This window comes from Flagellimonas meishanensis, from assembly GCF_019880545.1.
Taxonomy (GTDB): Bacteria; Bacteroidota; Bacteroidia; order Flavobacteriales; family Flavobacteriaceae; genus Flagellimonas; species Flagellimonas meishanensis.
Genome location: NZ_JAINVW010000003.1, coordinates 747,202 through 761,835, shown reverse-complemented (window position 1 = coordinate 761,835; position 14,634 = coordinate 747,202). Strand labels below are relative to the sequence as shown.

The 14,634-nt window shown below is 43.7% G+C and carries 12 protein-coding genes; 4 read left to right on the top strand and 8 right to left on the bottom strand.

The features are described 5' to 3' along the window. The first annotated feature begins 47 nt into the window (after window positions 1-47). Window positions 48-791 (top strand): DUF6503 family protein, encoded by a 744-nt coding sequence (locus tag K7G75_RS11390; protein WP_222984369.1) that lies wholly within the window; start codon window positions 48-50, stop codon window positions 789-791. On the opposite strand, the gene K7G75_RS11385 is transcribed toward K7G75_RS11390, so the two are convergent. Further along, window positions 788-1,306: a SixA phosphatase family protein gene (locus K7G75_RS11385; RefSeq protein WP_222984368.1), complete on the bottom strand. Its 519-nt coding sequence runs from the start codon at window positions 1,304-1,306 to the stop codon at window positions 788-790. The two genes, K7G75_RS11390 and K7G75_RS11385, sit on opposite strands and share 4 nt — an antisense overlap. 74 nt (window positions 1,307-1,380) lie before the next feature. Between K7G75_RS11385 and K7G75_RS11380 the strand changes: the two genes are divergently transcribed. Beyond that, the gene (locus K7G75_RS11380) at window positions 1,381-2,835 is read left to right on the top strand and encodes a PorP/SprF family type IX secretion system membrane protein (protein ID WP_222984367.1); all 1,455 of its coding nucleotides are present in this window, start codon (window positions 1,381-1,383) and stop codon (window positions 2,833-2,835) included. Between the two features lie 69 nt (window positions 2,836-2,904). On the opposite strand, the gene K7G75_RS11375 is transcribed toward K7G75_RS11380, so the two are convergent. The 5 genes from K7G75_RS11375 to clpB form a co-directional block, all read right to left on the bottom strand. Next, the gene (locus tag K7G75_RS11375) at window positions 2,905-4,668 is read right to left on the bottom strand and encodes an SMI1/KNR4 family protein (RefSeq protein ID WP_222984366.1); all 1,764 of its coding nucleotides are present in this window, start codon (window positions 4,666-4,668) and stop codon (window positions 2,905-2,907) included. Window positions 4,669-4,737: 69 nt separating this feature from the next. After that, window positions 4,738-5,640, bottom strand: a complete 903-nt coding sequence (locus K7G75_RS11370; protein ID WP_335341884.1) for a WG repeat-containing protein — start codon at window positions 5,638-5,640, stop codon at window positions 4,738-4,740. A gap of 164 nt (window positions 5,641-5,804) precedes the next feature. Beyond that, entirely contained in the window at window positions 5,805-6,401 is a 597-nt protein-coding gene (locus tag K7G75_RS11365; RefSeq protein ID WP_222984364.1) for a TetR/AcrR family transcriptional regulator, read from the bottom strand. Window positions 6,402-6,531: 130 nt separating this feature from the next. Beyond that, window positions 6,532-7,845 carry a gluconate:H+ symporter gene (locus K7G75_RS11360; RefSeq protein ID WP_222984363.1) on the bottom strand — a complete coding sequence of 438 codons (1,314 nt, stop codon included), beginning with the start codon at window positions 7,843-7,845 and terminating at the stop codon, window positions 6,532-6,534. 137 nt (window positions 7,846-7,982) lie between these two features. Beyond that, window positions 7,983-10,583 (bottom strand): ATP-dependent chaperone ClpB, encoded by a 2,601-nt coding sequence (clpB, locus tag K7G75_RS11355; protein WP_222984362.1) that lies wholly within the window; start codon window positions 10,581-10,583, stop codon window positions 7,983-7,985. 145 nt (window positions 10,584-10,728) lie between these two features. Between clpB and ytxJ the strand changes: the two genes are divergently transcribed. Next, window positions 10,729-11,118: a bacillithiol system redox-active protein YtxJ gene (ytxJ, locus tag K7G75_RS11350; protein ID WP_222984361.1), complete on the top strand. Its 390-nt coding sequence runs from the start codon at window positions 10,729-10,731 to the stop codon at window positions 11,116-11,118. Between the two features lie 31 nt (window positions 11,119-11,149). Here the strand turns inward: ytxJ and K7G75_RS11345 are convergent, their stop codons facing one another. After that, a complete protein-coding gene (locus K7G75_RS11345) occupies window positions 11,150-12,334 on the bottom strand; it encodes a hypothetical protein (RefSeq protein WP_222984360.1) in 1,185 nt (394 codons plus the stop codon). Between the two features lie 242 nt (window positions 12,335-12,576). Here K7G75_RS11345 and K7G75_RS11340 point away from each other — a divergent pair, with 242 nt between their 5' ends. Further along, window positions 12,577-13,851 (top strand): serine hydroxymethyltransferase, encoded by a 1,275-nt coding sequence (locus tag K7G75_RS11340; RefSeq protein ID WP_222984359.1) that lies wholly within the window; start codon window positions 12,577-12,579, stop codon window positions 13,849-13,851. A gap of 25 nt (window positions 13,852-13,876) precedes the next feature. On the opposite strand, the gene K7G75_RS11335 is transcribed toward K7G75_RS11340, so the two are convergent. Beyond that, window positions 13,877-14,533, bottom strand: a complete 657-nt coding sequence (locus tag K7G75_RS11335; RefSeq protein WP_222984358.1) for a hypothetical protein — start codon at window positions 14,531-14,533, stop codon at window positions 13,877-13,879. Between the last annotated feature and the right edge of the window lie 101 nt (window positions 14,534-14,634).

Genomic DNA, 14,634 nt, shown 5'->3' with positions numbered 1-14,634 from the left:
TGTAATGTTGGAGCATATTTTACGAATATGGATATAAACCGAAACCAATGAAAAGATATTTGATGCCGCTAGTTGCACTGCTTCTGATAAACTGTAAACAAACTGAAAAAATCACGTTTACGGCCCAAGAGATTGTGGATGAGTCCATCAAGGACAGTGGGGGCGCATTGTACGGAAATCATAACACTTCGTTTGTCTTTAGGGACAGAACCTACATATCGGAGGTGCAGGATGGTCAAAAGATATTGAAAAGATTATCCCACCTGGATTCGGTCCGTATCATGGACTTAAAAACTAATTTATCTTTCAAACGTTTCATCAATGATACTTTGGTGGCCTTACCCGATTCGATTGCCAATCGGTATGCCAATTCGGTGAATTCTGTGCACTATTTTGCCCGGTTGCCCCTGGGATTGAACGATCCTGCGGTACGAAAAGAATTATTGGGCACCGAGTCGATAAAGGGTAAGGATTATTTCAAAATAAAGGTCACTTTTGACCAAAAGGGCGGAGGTGATGATTTTGATGACATCTATGTTTACTGGTTCAACAAGGAAACCTTTAAGCCCGATTACCTTGCATACGATTTTCATGTGGACGGAGGCGGTCAACGGTTTAGGGAGGCCTTTAACGAACGCTATATAAATGGAATTCGATTTGTGGACTACAACAATTACAAGCCGAAAACCAAAGATTCCGATATCCTGGACATTGGACAAAGCTTTGACAAAGACGCATTGGAATTGCTCTCCAAGATTGAGCTAAAGGACATAAAGGTGACCGAAAACTAGTCCATTTTAAGCCGAATATCGGTGGGAACACCGTTGATGATTCTGACTATGAAAAGGCTGCTGTTGTCGGAGTCATCCATGGCCCCATATTTTTCCTGCCCTATCATTTTGTTTACAAAATCGGGAGTGGTATTGCTATGTCCCACAACCAATACATTGAGTCCCTCGTTGTTTTTCTTGAACGCTTCAATGTCCAAAACGCTTGGGTCGTAGTACTGAACATCAATATTCTTTTTGACCGAAGTAGGGGCAGCGGTCATGGATGTGCGCTCGTAATTGGTGGAATAAATGGCATCCAATGCAATGGGATCAAATACCTCGGCCCATCGGATGGCCCTACCTAGACCATCCTGGTTCAATTCTGGGTCAGTATTTTCAGGATCCGAACGGTCTTTCTCAGCATGTCGGATGAAATAGAATGTGGAAATTATGGGCTCGGCCTTTGCATCATCCTTGCATCCGTTGCCCAAAGTGACCAAGATGAGCAGGACAACTAGAATTTTGGTAATTCGCATACTAAATGGTGTTAATCCCAAAATGATTTTGTAGTTATAGGGACTAAAGTAAGGTATAATTTTCATTTTTGCATATGGGTAGGTTCTTGGTTTGCTCGTTCATGACCTGTTTCACCGTATTTGTGTCGGGCCAGGAGCTTATATTGCCAACTGACCTTAGGCAACATAACCTTACGCGGTTCAATGCCAATCTGCTCAATGCCACTTACGCCCATGATTGGAACAATCCGAACTCATTGTCCTTGTGGACTCGCTGGCAATGGCAAACGGTTGACGGTGATCCCACGACCATCTTTGCCAATTACACCCACCAAATAAATGCCAATTCAGCTTTTGCCCTAGGGTTTCTACAGCAAAACACCGGAACCTTTTTGGACACAGGGGCCAATATTGGATATGTCCATGTTTTTCACTTGGATGGAGATGTCAAGTTAATGACAGGTGTCAACCTGTTCGCTTTTCAGGAAAAACTGGCTGATGACCGTTTTCTGCCCGATCCACAAAATATGTTGCCAGAGGCGAATAGCTCCAACAGTTTTATGCTGCAGTTTTCCCCTGCGGTTCGTTTGCAAGTGCATAAATTCAGCGTGGGGTTGGCCCTGGAAAATGCTTTTGGCATCAATACTTCGGAGGACAATGGCATGAGCCCTGGAAACTTTGAAATATTCACGGGCACTTTGAGCAACGATATTCCAATTGGGCTCTTTCGGAATGCGGCCAATGATTTCATCAGACCTGTGATTTATGTGAAATCCATACCAGATGGCGACACCCAATTCGGGGTAAATGGTTTGCTCTCCACCTCTCGGTTCTGGATACAAGGCGGATACAATAACTTCTATGGAGTATCGGGAGGGCTTGGTGTAACTCTTGCGAAGCAATTTTCGATTGGGGGTTTGATGGAATTTGGAACAGGCACGGACCTCGAGGATGAAGACCCCAGTCTTGAATTGATTGCAGCATACCATTTTGGAAAGCCGGATAGCAGAAAAAAAGTTGTCGGGTTTGATGTTGAAAAAGAAGATGCCCTGGCTGCCGAAGAGTCTCATTTGGAGGAAGAAAATCGAAAAGAGCAAGAACGGTTGGATGCGGAAAGAGCAAAGCAGGAAGAAACCGAACGGCAATTGCTTATGGAAAGGCAACAAAGGGAAAAAGATTCTTTGGCAAAGATTCAAAGGGAGTTATTGAAGTTGGAAGAACAAAAAAAGCAGGACAGCATTGCTGCATTGCAAGAAGCAAAAGTTGAACTTAAGCCCAATGAGCGTTATCAAGAGGTTACAAGTGAAGATGGATTGACTCCCGGCTTTTATTTGATAACAAATGTTTTCGGGACCAAAAAATATTATGAAAGTTTCATGCATACGTTAAAGTTAAGTGGTTTGGAACCCAAATCCTTTTACCGGAGCACGAACAAATTCAATTACGTGTATTTGGAACGGTACAGCAGCATGGATGAAGCCCGAAAGGCTAGGGATAGCAAGTTTTTTGGCAAGTATAGCGGGGAAATATGGATTTTACGAATTCGATGAACCTTGATTTTTTTCAAGAAAAATGCCCCCGTGATTGCTATCCAAAGTACCTTCGAACCCAGATTTAGATCAAAGTTGATCAATTATTGATGCCAGTTCTTTATCCTCCTTGATAACCTTGATGTCAAGTCCCAACCCAAGGGCTTTTTGGAGCAGGTCGAGTGCCTTTTTCGGATTTTCTTCCTTGATGTGGTACAGCGAAAATTGATAATAGTTCCAGGAATAGTAGGGATCAAATTTCAGGATGTCGTCGAACACTTGCTGGGCCTTGTCCAATTTATTCAAATGGATGTAGGGCCTGATCAGGTTGCAATAGGGAACTATCCATCCGTTGCCATTGAAACTCTTGATAAAATGTGCAATCCCTTTTTTATGGTTTCCCATATCAGCATAGCAGCATCCTCTCAAATTATCTACCCAATATGAAACGTTCCTTGAAATGGGCAGTGAGGCATACATGTCAAGAAACTGCAACGATTTTTTATAAAAACCCTCCTCAAATAGGATCAATGCAATTTGGCCATAAGGTATGTTTTGGGGGTTTTGTTCGATTTGGGACAGTTGCTCCAGGTATTTTTCAGCGTCCACTGTGTTTCCCATCCGAATGGAGGCATAGGTAAGATACAGATATATTGGGCTGACATTGTATTCATATTTTCCATTTTCATCGAGCAAGGTAGAACCCAACAATAATTCGCCCCAAAGCAATGTGCGCTCAAAATCCTTGAACTTTTCATACAAATCCATCAAAAGAAAAACCGCATTTTCAATATCCATGGTTTCCCGTGGCCGCAGCAAAAGGGATTCGGCCTCATCATGTCTTTCCAAGCATAAAAGAGACAATGCGAGCAGCCTAAGGTGTTCGTCTTTTAAGGTTCCCTTTGGGAAATGTGGCATTTCAAGAGTCAATGCATTGTCAAAACAGGACTTGGCCTGTACATACTCTTGGATGCCCACATGGGCCTTCCCCTTCGTGCAGAGGAGGGGTTTTAAGGCTGACGGTTCCCAATGTTGAAAATCTTGTAAGGCTATGTCGATGAACTTTAAGGCAAGTGAATAGTTTTTAAATTCTGGATTTTCAACGAGATAGTCAACAATGGCCAAAATCACATCTTTGGGTAGGTTGTTTGCTTGCAATAGACGCTCCAACATATCAAATACGGGCTCTTTATTTGCACCCCCCTTAAATATTCCAAGGAATGCATGCAACGACTTGGTATTGGAAAAATGGGGAATGGACGGTTCACGGATAGAAATTCTTTCGGAAATAGCCTGATTCTTTTCGGATATTTTTTCAACTTGTGCCTGAAGCCAAGATAAGTGCCACTCTAAAAAGTTTTTAGCCAAAAATACAAGCCCATCTTCATTGACGGTCAAATCAAGCCATATCTCACCTTTTCTATCTCCAGAAACCACCAGTATGGTTGTGGAGCCGCATCCATTGTCCACAAGGGTAATTGTTCCATGATCTTTCGCATCATAGATTTTACATTCTACGGAATCCTCATCGTCCAGTAAGGCATCGACCCGGTCGTCGAACTCCTCTTCATTTTCGGAATTACCGTCGTACCGAAAAAGTTGATTGTATTGGGATGGATTTGTCCAGGGCAAGTCCAAATTTTCATAAAAATGGCCAAGGTCTAATGGAATTATGCCTTTTGCTGGCCCTATTCCCCCGTTGTTCACATGCAACAAAAACTGGCGATATTCATGGGGGAGCTCTATATGGTGTTTCGACTCAAATTGGGATAGGCTTGCTTCTGGAATGGGAAGGTATTGGTTGTCCTGTAGCGTGCTCGGAATTTTTGAATGCTCCAGGATCTTGGCCTTCATTTCATTTATCTTTTCTTTGATTGTTGAAACCATGCAATAAACGGATCTGATTGGAATTCAGTAAGGATTTTATTGTTTATGGTGATAATAGCGTTGACCGCTCCCATCACTTTTTAATACATAAACATTATTTTTCCGGATGCCCACCAATCCATTTTCGGAAATGAAGTCATAGGATTTTTTGCTGATTTTTCCATCTTCAAAAAGAATCCAATGCATATTGCGTTTCATGATGATTCCAATAGAATTGGGAAGTAGGGTACCAAAACTGATACAGTGATGTCTACTTTTAAGGATGATTTTCCCATTTTTAAAGTAGCTCCAAACCCCATTTTGCTTCAACCCAAATGTAGGGTGTGCCAGTCCGGTATACATTGAGAAAGAGAATATGGCATCCTCAAAATACTCGTTGGTGATGGTATTGCCTTGGTTTCCCAGCACGCTTATCTTTCCATGAATTTTGGCAATGGTGAAATCGGCACCCCGCGTAAGAATACTGTCATAGGCAACAAGATCTGCGCCATGTATGTCTTTTGAGAGTCCATTCGAATCGTTTCCAACTGGAAATTGGTTGGACTCAATCATTTCAGGTTCCTCGTCCCGTAAATAGTATGAAGCTTGCTGTCCTTTATTCAAATCGAAGATCATATCCCTGTTAAGGATCACCAAATGGCTTTCATGGTCAAACGGTGCGACATCAACTTCATCATATTGTGGGGGAAGCAAAAAGGTTCCTTTTTTGTCGATTACCGCAAATTTGCCCTTTTCCTTGACCAAGGCTGCCTTTTTGAAGAATGGATAGGCGACATCGAAGCCTTGTGCGATCAAGGTTTTGTTGGTTGTACTATCAACATAGTACATCTTTCCATTTTTCCACATTGGAAATACAGCCTGGTCCGAATGGGCCAGTTGCGCTGATAATATGGCAATATTGACCTCACCAAAATGTTGTGAGTGGGCATTAAATGTCATCAACAAAATAAAAGACAGTTTGGCTAAACCTTTCATTTCTCGAAGAAAACCCATTTTGGGCAATGTCGAACCCCAGAATATACCTATGGTCCATATCGGTTGATGGATATGGAAATTCATTTCACGAAAACAGGAAAGTATATAGGCTTGAAGTTGCCGGACGGCTAGTTTTTGGTTTCGTTCTGAATCAAATGCTCCAAATAGGCAATGGTGTTTATCAGGTATTTTCTATCGCGGGTCATGGTGCTCATGGCAACCGCTCCCTGGATCATGGTAAACAATTGCTTTGCAAACTGTAATGGAGGAACGGGAAGTTTTATTTCGCGAGTATTGGAACCATTTTCCAGCACCAGGGCAATTTTGCCCTCCACATCCTTAATAGTCTCTTTTACCGCCGCAGCCAAAAGTTTGTTGTTGGCCTGTGCGTCCACGCCCACATTTAGGATGGGACACCCACCAATGGGAAGTGTAAAAATGTCATATTGTTTATAAAAACGCATCAAGGAATTCAATTTATCCATAGCACCTCCATCGACCCCCAGCTTTTCATCTATGGCGGAAAGCAGAATATTGCGGTTATATGCAAAGGCGGATAAAGCCAAAGATTCCTTGTTTTCGAAGTTTCCGTAAATGGCCCCTTTGGTAAGCCCTGTGGCCTCCGTTAGGTCGCTCATACTGGTACCCACATAGCCGAACTTATTGAAAATGGGCGCTACGGTCTCGATGATGTAAGCGGTGGTGCGTTCTGCTTTTTTGGTCATGGTTTAGGTGGTTGGCCTAGCGGTATCTAATATAAAAAAAAACAGATACTGTACGGTATTTAAATCAATAATCAATGAACATTTAACAATGTTGCAGTCCAGCGCACATTTTATTGAATCCTTAGCAGTTTTACATAAGGAAATTTAAGGCGAGCACACCTAGCAATCCCATAATACCCACCAAAGTTTCCATGACCGTCCATGTCCTTAATGTCTCTTTTACCGACAGATTAAAATATTCTTTGAACATCCAAAAGCCGGTATCGTTCACGTGGGATAACATCAAGCTTCCGGCCCCAATGGACAATACCATAAGCTCCGCACTTACATTGAGGTCTGTGGCCATGGGTAGCACAATTCCTGCAGCGGTCAGCCCTGCAACTGTGGCCGAACCCACGCTTACCCTAATCGCAGTGGCAATCAGCCAAGCCAATAGCAAGGGGGAAATACTGGAATCCTGAAGGCTTGCGGCAATATAATCGCTTACCCTACTGTCTATCAGGACCTCCTTTAATGCCCCTGCACCGGCTATGATCAGTAAAATCATAGTGATGCTTGACACCGAAATTGTCAATGAATCCATTAGATCCCCCATTTTCTTTCCTTTGGAAAGCCCAAGGGTATAGAGGGCCAACAAGACAGAGAGCAGTAATGCAATAACCGGGTTTCCAATGAACATTAGAATATTTTTCAAAATGCCATTGGATATAAATTGTTCGGCAGCTATACCGATTCCAATAAAAAGGATGGGAGAGAGTGCAGTCAAAACACTTGTCCATGTGGAAGGAAGTTCATCTTCTGGTATAATATTGGGATTATAGAACTCCTTTAAAGGTTTTGCCTCAATTTTTTTGATCGTTCTAGCAAATAGTGGACCGGCCACAAGGATGGCGGGTATTGCAATTATGATTCCATAGAGCAAGGTTTTCCCAATATCTGCATTGAACATAGTGGCGATGGCCGTGGGCGCTGGGTGGGGTGGAAGAAAGCCGTGTGTAACGGATAGCGATGTCAGCATGGGCAGGCCTACATACAACAAAGGTAATTTTGTAGAAATGGCAACCGTGAACACTAAAGGAATCAAAATAACGAAGCCGACAGAGTAGAACATGGGAATCCCCACTATAAATCCTGTGATTACCATGGCCCATTGCACATGTTTCACCCCAAAACTATTTACCAAACGTGTTGTGATCTGCTGGGCGGCACCACTATCGGCCACTAATTTACCCAACATGGCTCCAAGGCCCAAAATCAATACCAAAAAGCCCAATGTGTTCCCGATGCCCCGTTGGATCGATTTAACCAAGCTTTCCAGTTCCATTCCTTGGAAAATGCCCACAAAAAGGCATACAATGATAAATGAAAGGAAGGCGTTCAGTTTGAATTTGGCAATCAGTAGAAAAAGCAATAGGATGCCAAAAACGGCTATGATCAAAGGCATAACGGTTGGTTTGTATGTGACTAAAATACATATTTACACTTAAAGCACAGAAACCCATCCATTGGTATGAAGGGCGACATAAACAAAGAACCCTTTCCCTACGTCGGGAAAGGGTTCTTTTTGATTATAAGAATCAATTAATTTACAAGCTCATTTTGATTTCGGAATACCAATTCATCATCAAAGGAATCCAGGAGTACGATGCTATCTGATTTAATCGTGCCTGCAAGTAATTCTTTGGATAGCTTATTGAGCACTTCTTTCTGGATAAGCCTTTTTACGGGTCTTGCCCCAAATTGAGGATCGTACCCTTTCTCGGCCAAATACCCAATGGCTTCCTCGGTTGCATCCAATGTGATATGCTGCCTGGCCACTAACTTTTTTAGGTGTTCCAATTGCAGTTTCACAATGGCCTTGATGTTTTCCTTGCTCAATGGGGTGAACATAATGATGTCATCAATTCGGTTCAGGAACTCTGGGCGAATGGTCTTGCGCAGCAATCCCATAACCTCTATTCGAGCGGCCTCGGCTGCACTTTCCACATCAACAACATTTTCAAATTTCTCTTGGATGATTTGGCTTCCCATGTTACTGGTCATAATGATGATGGAGTTCTTGAAATCCGCTACGCGACCTTTGTTGTCGGTCAATCTTCCTTCATCGAGCACTTGCAGCAATATGTTGAACGTATCTGGATGTGCTTTTTCAATTTCATCCAATAGTACCACGGAGTAGGGCCGTCTCCGAACGGCTTCTGTCAATTGCCCACCTTCATCATACCCCACATACCCTGGAGGTGCGCCTACCAAACGGCTCACGGAGTGCCGTTCTTGATATTCGCTCATGTCAATCCGGGTCATCGCATTTTCGTCATCAAACAGATAGGCGGCCAAGGTTTTGGCCAATTCCGTTTTACCGACACCGGTGTTTCCCAAAAAGAGGAACGACCCAATGGGCTTTTTGGCATCTTGCAGTCCTGCCCGGCTCCTTCTGATGGCATCTGAAACGGCCACGATGGCTTCTTCCTGTCCAACCACCCGTTGATGCAGTACGTTTTCCAGTTTCAGTAATTTCTCGCGCTCGCTCTGCATCATCTTGGTCACGGGTATGCCAGTCCATTTGGCCACCACTTCGGCAATATCCTCGTTGGTCACCTCTTCCTTGATGAGTGTGCCGGCACTTTGCTGTTGTGCCAGATCATCTTGGAGCTTTTCCAATTTTTCTTGGGCCTCTTTTATTTTTCCGTATCGAAGCTCGGCCACTTTGCCATAGTCGCCATTTCGTTCGGCCCGTTCTGCCTCGAGTTTGAAATTCTCAATATTCTGTTTGGTTTTTTGAATTTCATCCACCACGGTTTTTTCACTTTCCCATTGGGCGAAGATTTCATTGCGCTCTTCTTTCAGATTTGCCAGTTCAAGATTCAGGGATTGCAGTTTCTCTTTATCATTTTCCCTTTTGATGGCTTCAATCTCAATTTCCAATTGCGTGATCTTTCGGTCCAACACATCCAATTCCTCAGGTTTGGAGTTGATTTCCATCCGAATCTTGGAAGCGGCCTCATCCATAAGGTCTATGGCCTTATCGGGTAAAAAGCGATTGGTGATGTAACGCTGTGACAGTTCCACTGCAGCGATTACCGCCTGATCTTTGATCCGAACCTTGTGGTGGGCCTCATATTTTTCCTTGATGCCCCTAAGGATGGAAATGGCACTTTCGGTATCGGGCTCATCCACCATTACCTTTTGGAACCTTCTTTCCAATGCCTTGTCTTTCTCAAAGTATTTTTGGTATTCGTCCAAAGTTGTTGCCCCAATGGCCCTGAGTTCACCTCGAGCCAATGCCGGTTTTAGGATGTTGGCAGCGTCCATGGCGCCCTGACCACCTCCTGCACCGATCAAGGTGTGGATCTCATCAATGAAGAGCACAATACTGCCATCGGAAGAGGTTACTTCCTTGATCACGGCCTTAAGGCGCTCCTCAAACTCTCCTTTGTATTTGGCACCGGCGATCAATGCACCCATATCCAAGGAATAAATGGTTTTATCCTTAAGGTTTTCGGGGACATCACCCTGAACGATTCGGTGTGCAAGACCTTCTGCAATGGCTGTTTTACCCACACCGGGTTCACCAACGAGCATGGGGTTGTTCTTCGTCCTACGGGATAGAATCTGCAAAACCCTTCTTATTTCTTCATCACGACCGATTACGGGATCCAGTTTGCCACTATCTGCCAATTGGTTTAGGTTTTTGGCATATTTATCCAGCGAATTATAGGTTTCTTCGGCACTCTGCGAGGTCACTTTTCCGCCTTTCCGCAACTCGGCAATGGCCGTACTCAGGTCCTTTTCGGTGACGCCCTGATCTTTCAGTATTTGGGCAACCTTACTGTTGGATTTTAAGATGGCCAGCAGCAAGTGCTCCACGGAAACGAATTCATCGCCTTGGTTTTTGGCAATGATGTTGGCCTCGTTCAGGGTTTTGCCCGCTTCTCTTGACAGCATGATCTCTCCGCCAGAAACCTTGGAAAAGCGCTCCAGTTCCTTATCCAAAATCTGGTTCACCATGGAGCTGTTGACATTCAGTTTTTTTAGAATGAACGGCAATACATTTTCATCCACCTCGGCAATGGCCTTGAAGAGGTGTTCGTTCTCTATTTGTTGGTGGCTATATTCCTGGGCCAATTGTTGCGCCCTTTGGATGGCCTCCTGTGATTTTATGGTAAAATTGTTAAAATTCATATTCAATGCTTTTTACCACTGATGTTCAACAACCTTACCAGAACCAAATTACCGTCAAAATGTCGCTAAAACCCTGAAAACAAAGGACATTTCGTCAGTTTGTAAGTTTGTTGGTGTTTACCGACATACCCTTTAAATTTATACCATGGGATTTTTTGACAATGTATTTGGAAGTAAAAAGGAACAACCGGAACCAAGCAAGGGTATATCGTGGATTCCGCTGAATGATGCATTACAATTGGATGGGTTAATGGAGGAATCAAAAAAAAGGACGCAGGCGATATTTAAACATTCGACCACTTGTGGGATAAGTGGGATGGTGTTGCGGATGTTTTCCAGTACCCATGCTTTGGAGGAGAATATGGATTTTCATTTTTTGGATCTGCATGCCCATAGAAGCGTTTCGGATGCCGTGGCTTCCAAGTTCGGTGTGGTACACCAATCACCTCAGTTGTTGCTCGTTAAAAACGGACAGGTGGTTTTGCATGCGTCCCATGGTGCCATTACGGATGTTGATCTGCAAGACTACACATAAAAAAAGCTCCAAGTACCTGGAGCTTTTATTCTTAATTGAATTGATGCCTACTGATAATGCCTTTGAGCCGGGCCTTTAGATCTTCACCCGCATCGTAGACCATTTGCTCGTTACTTGGAAAAGGGACCGCCCTCAAATCCAGCAGAGCAATCAAATCGGTATCCAAAGCCCTTCTGTCACCTTGATAGTTGGCGTAGATATGTTCAAAAACAAACTCACTGGATAGGGGATAGGAGTTTATTTCCTGGCCGTTTCTCAAATCAGTAAATCTGACCTTGGCCCCAATCTGTGCACTTTTAAACTGGGTGAACCTGTAAAAGTTGCATTGCACGGTTCTAAATCGGTCCACTTGGATCCGGTTGCCCAAACTATCCTTCACCGCATTTCCTTGCTCGTCCAAAAGGTACTCATAACCATCCTTGATCTGCTTTTCTTTAATGATCTGGGTTTCGTTTACCTGCTCTGGCGATATGTTGATTTCCATAAAATCGACGTTCATGGCGTAATCGTACTTGATTTCGGATAGGGGATTGGTGTGGTATTGCATCCAGAAATTATCGATTCCATACGAATTGAAGTCCAAAAGCTCATTTTCCAGTCGCTCGGGAATGATCTGTTGTGTGGCATTGCCAATCTCCACTTTCACATATTCGAGCCCTCGCTGGTAGGCCTCATTCATCTTACCGACTACATCCTTGTATCCTGGGTTTATGTCCTGCAGGTATTTCAAGTCGTTATAGGCAGCTCGGTAATCGGCTTTTTCCCTGGCCGTGGTCAACAGATTTGATGCATTTCCGTAAAGATATTCGGAAAGCTCATCCTTGGTATCCAATATATCGGCATCATAATTCCTAAAATAGAAACGGGCTTCCCGCCCCTCGTCATAAATGGGAAGGGGCAAAAGTGGTCTTATCCTCTTTTGAATGTCCCGAAGTTGAAGGTATTTATTATAAATGGCCTCGAGATTGGCTGGGTTTCCATCCTGCTTTAAGAAGGCTATTTCCTGGAGTTCACGTTCCGTGTTTTTGGCGAAGGCCTCTTCCAGCATCAGCACGTAGTCCTGATGTCCCTTTTTGGTCTTATTGTCGGCCAAGTTCTTTATGGCCTTGTTCATGGCAGTATAGTAGTTGCCACTGTTCAGGGCCTCCTGTGTTTTCTTTACACCGCTGCAGGCGGCAAGGACAACCAATGTTGCAAAGAGTAGTATTTTTTTCATGGCTTTCTGATTTTATTGGTTATTCGTTGGTTTTTTCAATAGCTGTGCCAAAAACCATCATTGTACTAACGAAAAAGGTTGAACGGTAGTATATCATCGATGAAAAACCTAAAAATGAGGGGTTTAACAGATATTGTGAACATTGTTAATTGTTGTTTGATAAAAACTCCTCGGCTTTGGTATTTTTTGGTTCCAAATCAACATCGTATTTGTAATTTTAGCCTTTCATAATTTTAGGATAGATGCAAAGAGATCACCAGGTTTTTGAGCTTATAGCAAAGGAAAGGGACAGACAAATTGAAGGAATCGAGCTTATTGCTTCGGAAAACTTCACCAGCTCCCAAGTCATGGAAGCGGCGGGTTCCGTGCTCACCAACAAGTATGCCGAGGGCTATCCCGGCAAGCGCTACTATGGCGGATGCGAGGTGGTGGACGAGGTGGAACAACTTGCCATTGACAGGGCCAAGGCCCTATTTGGAGCGGTATACGCCAATGTACAGCCCCATTCCGGCTCTCAGGCCAATGCAGCGGTGTACCATGCCTGTTTGAAACCTGGGGACACGATTCTTGGCTTCGACCTTTCTCATGGGGGGCACTTGACGCATGGCTCTCCCGTAAATTTTTCGGGAAAGCTATATCGACCTGTTTTTTATGGCGTGGATGAGGAGACTGGCACTTTGAACTATGATAAGATCCAAGAGGTCGCAGATCGGGAAAAACCTAAATTGATCATTGCAGGAGCTTCAGCGTATTCCCGTGATATGGATTTTAAGCGTTTCAGGGAAATAGCGGATAGCGTAAATGCCATTTTATTGGCCGATATATCACACCCTGCGGGATTGATCGCAAAAGGCATACTCAATGATCCCATTCCCCATTGCCATATTGTTACCACCACCACACACAAAACCTTGAGAGGGCCTAGGGGAGGACTCATCTTGATGGGCGAAAATTTTGACAATCCCTTTGGCATCACCTTAAAGAACGGAAGCTTGCGAAAAATGTCCGGACTGTTGGATTTGGCCGTGTTTCCGGGTAATCAAGGGGGACCTTTGGAGCATATCATTGCAGCGAAGGCCATTGCCTTCGGTGAAGCACTTTCAGATGAATTTCTGCACTATATGCTACAGGTGAAGAAAAATGCCGCGGCCATGGCCCAGGCTTTCATGAAAAGAAATTATAAGGTGATTTCCGGAGGAACCGATAACCACATGATGCTGATAGATCTTAGAAACAAGGGCATCACCGGTAAAGATGCCGAAAAAGCTCTGGAAAAAGCGGCCATCACAGCCAATAAGAACATGGTGCCTTTTGATGACCAATCCCCTTTCATCACATCGGGAATCAGATTTGGGACACCGGCCATAACCACACGGGGGCTTAAGGAGGAACACATGGAAACCATTGTGGACCTTATAGACCAGGTGATCATGGAGCCTGAAAATGAAAAAGGGATAGCCGAGATACGACAAAAGGTCAATGACTTGATGAAGTCACGACCTTTGTTCGATGGGTAATATGCGTAGGGTATTTGGATTTGCCTTATTCCAAAAGGAATAGGTCTTCTTTGCAAAAACGCCGGTTTTTGAGGCTGTATACCATTACCTGATGCTGCGTGCCCTCTTCAAAATAGAGGCCCCAAAAATTGAAATAGCTATGCTGTTCCTTTTCCATTTCGGGAACGTGCGGCAGTGTATCCTCAAATACGGGCACAAAAATCTCATACGGCATTTCCGTCAATCCTTTGGTAAAATAAACAAAGTGCTCACTGATTTTTGAAATGATCTGGCCAAGTAGTTCCGGAATGCTCTGATTGTAAAGTTTGGTGATTATAATGGAGGTGTCGGTGAAGTTCAGCGAAACCTCTACAAGTTCCAAGCTGTTTTCGTTCAACTGGTTCAACACCGTAAAGGCCTTTGAAAATGATGAGACCAGCGCTTGGTCATCGTCCACCGATGTAAATCCTCCCCAATTTCCGCTATTGAAATGGTGCAGGCCAACGGTAAGGCCAAAATTACAGCATATGTCCAGAATCAATTCCGTTTTTTTGTTTTTACCGGAATATTTGAAAAGAAGCTTTGTTTCCGAAAAAAAATCCCGCTCAACGGCATGCACGAACTCATCCAAACCCTCTGCAATGACATTATAGGGTCTTACACCGTTAAAAAAATAAGGATTGGTTTTGTTTGGGACCGACATAGTATCAACTTCAATGTTAGCTACACTAAAATTAAAGTGAATCTTTTTTTTGGGATTGCAGCAAATCCTTAAAAATTCTACGGATTTACTTCAATTTGTAG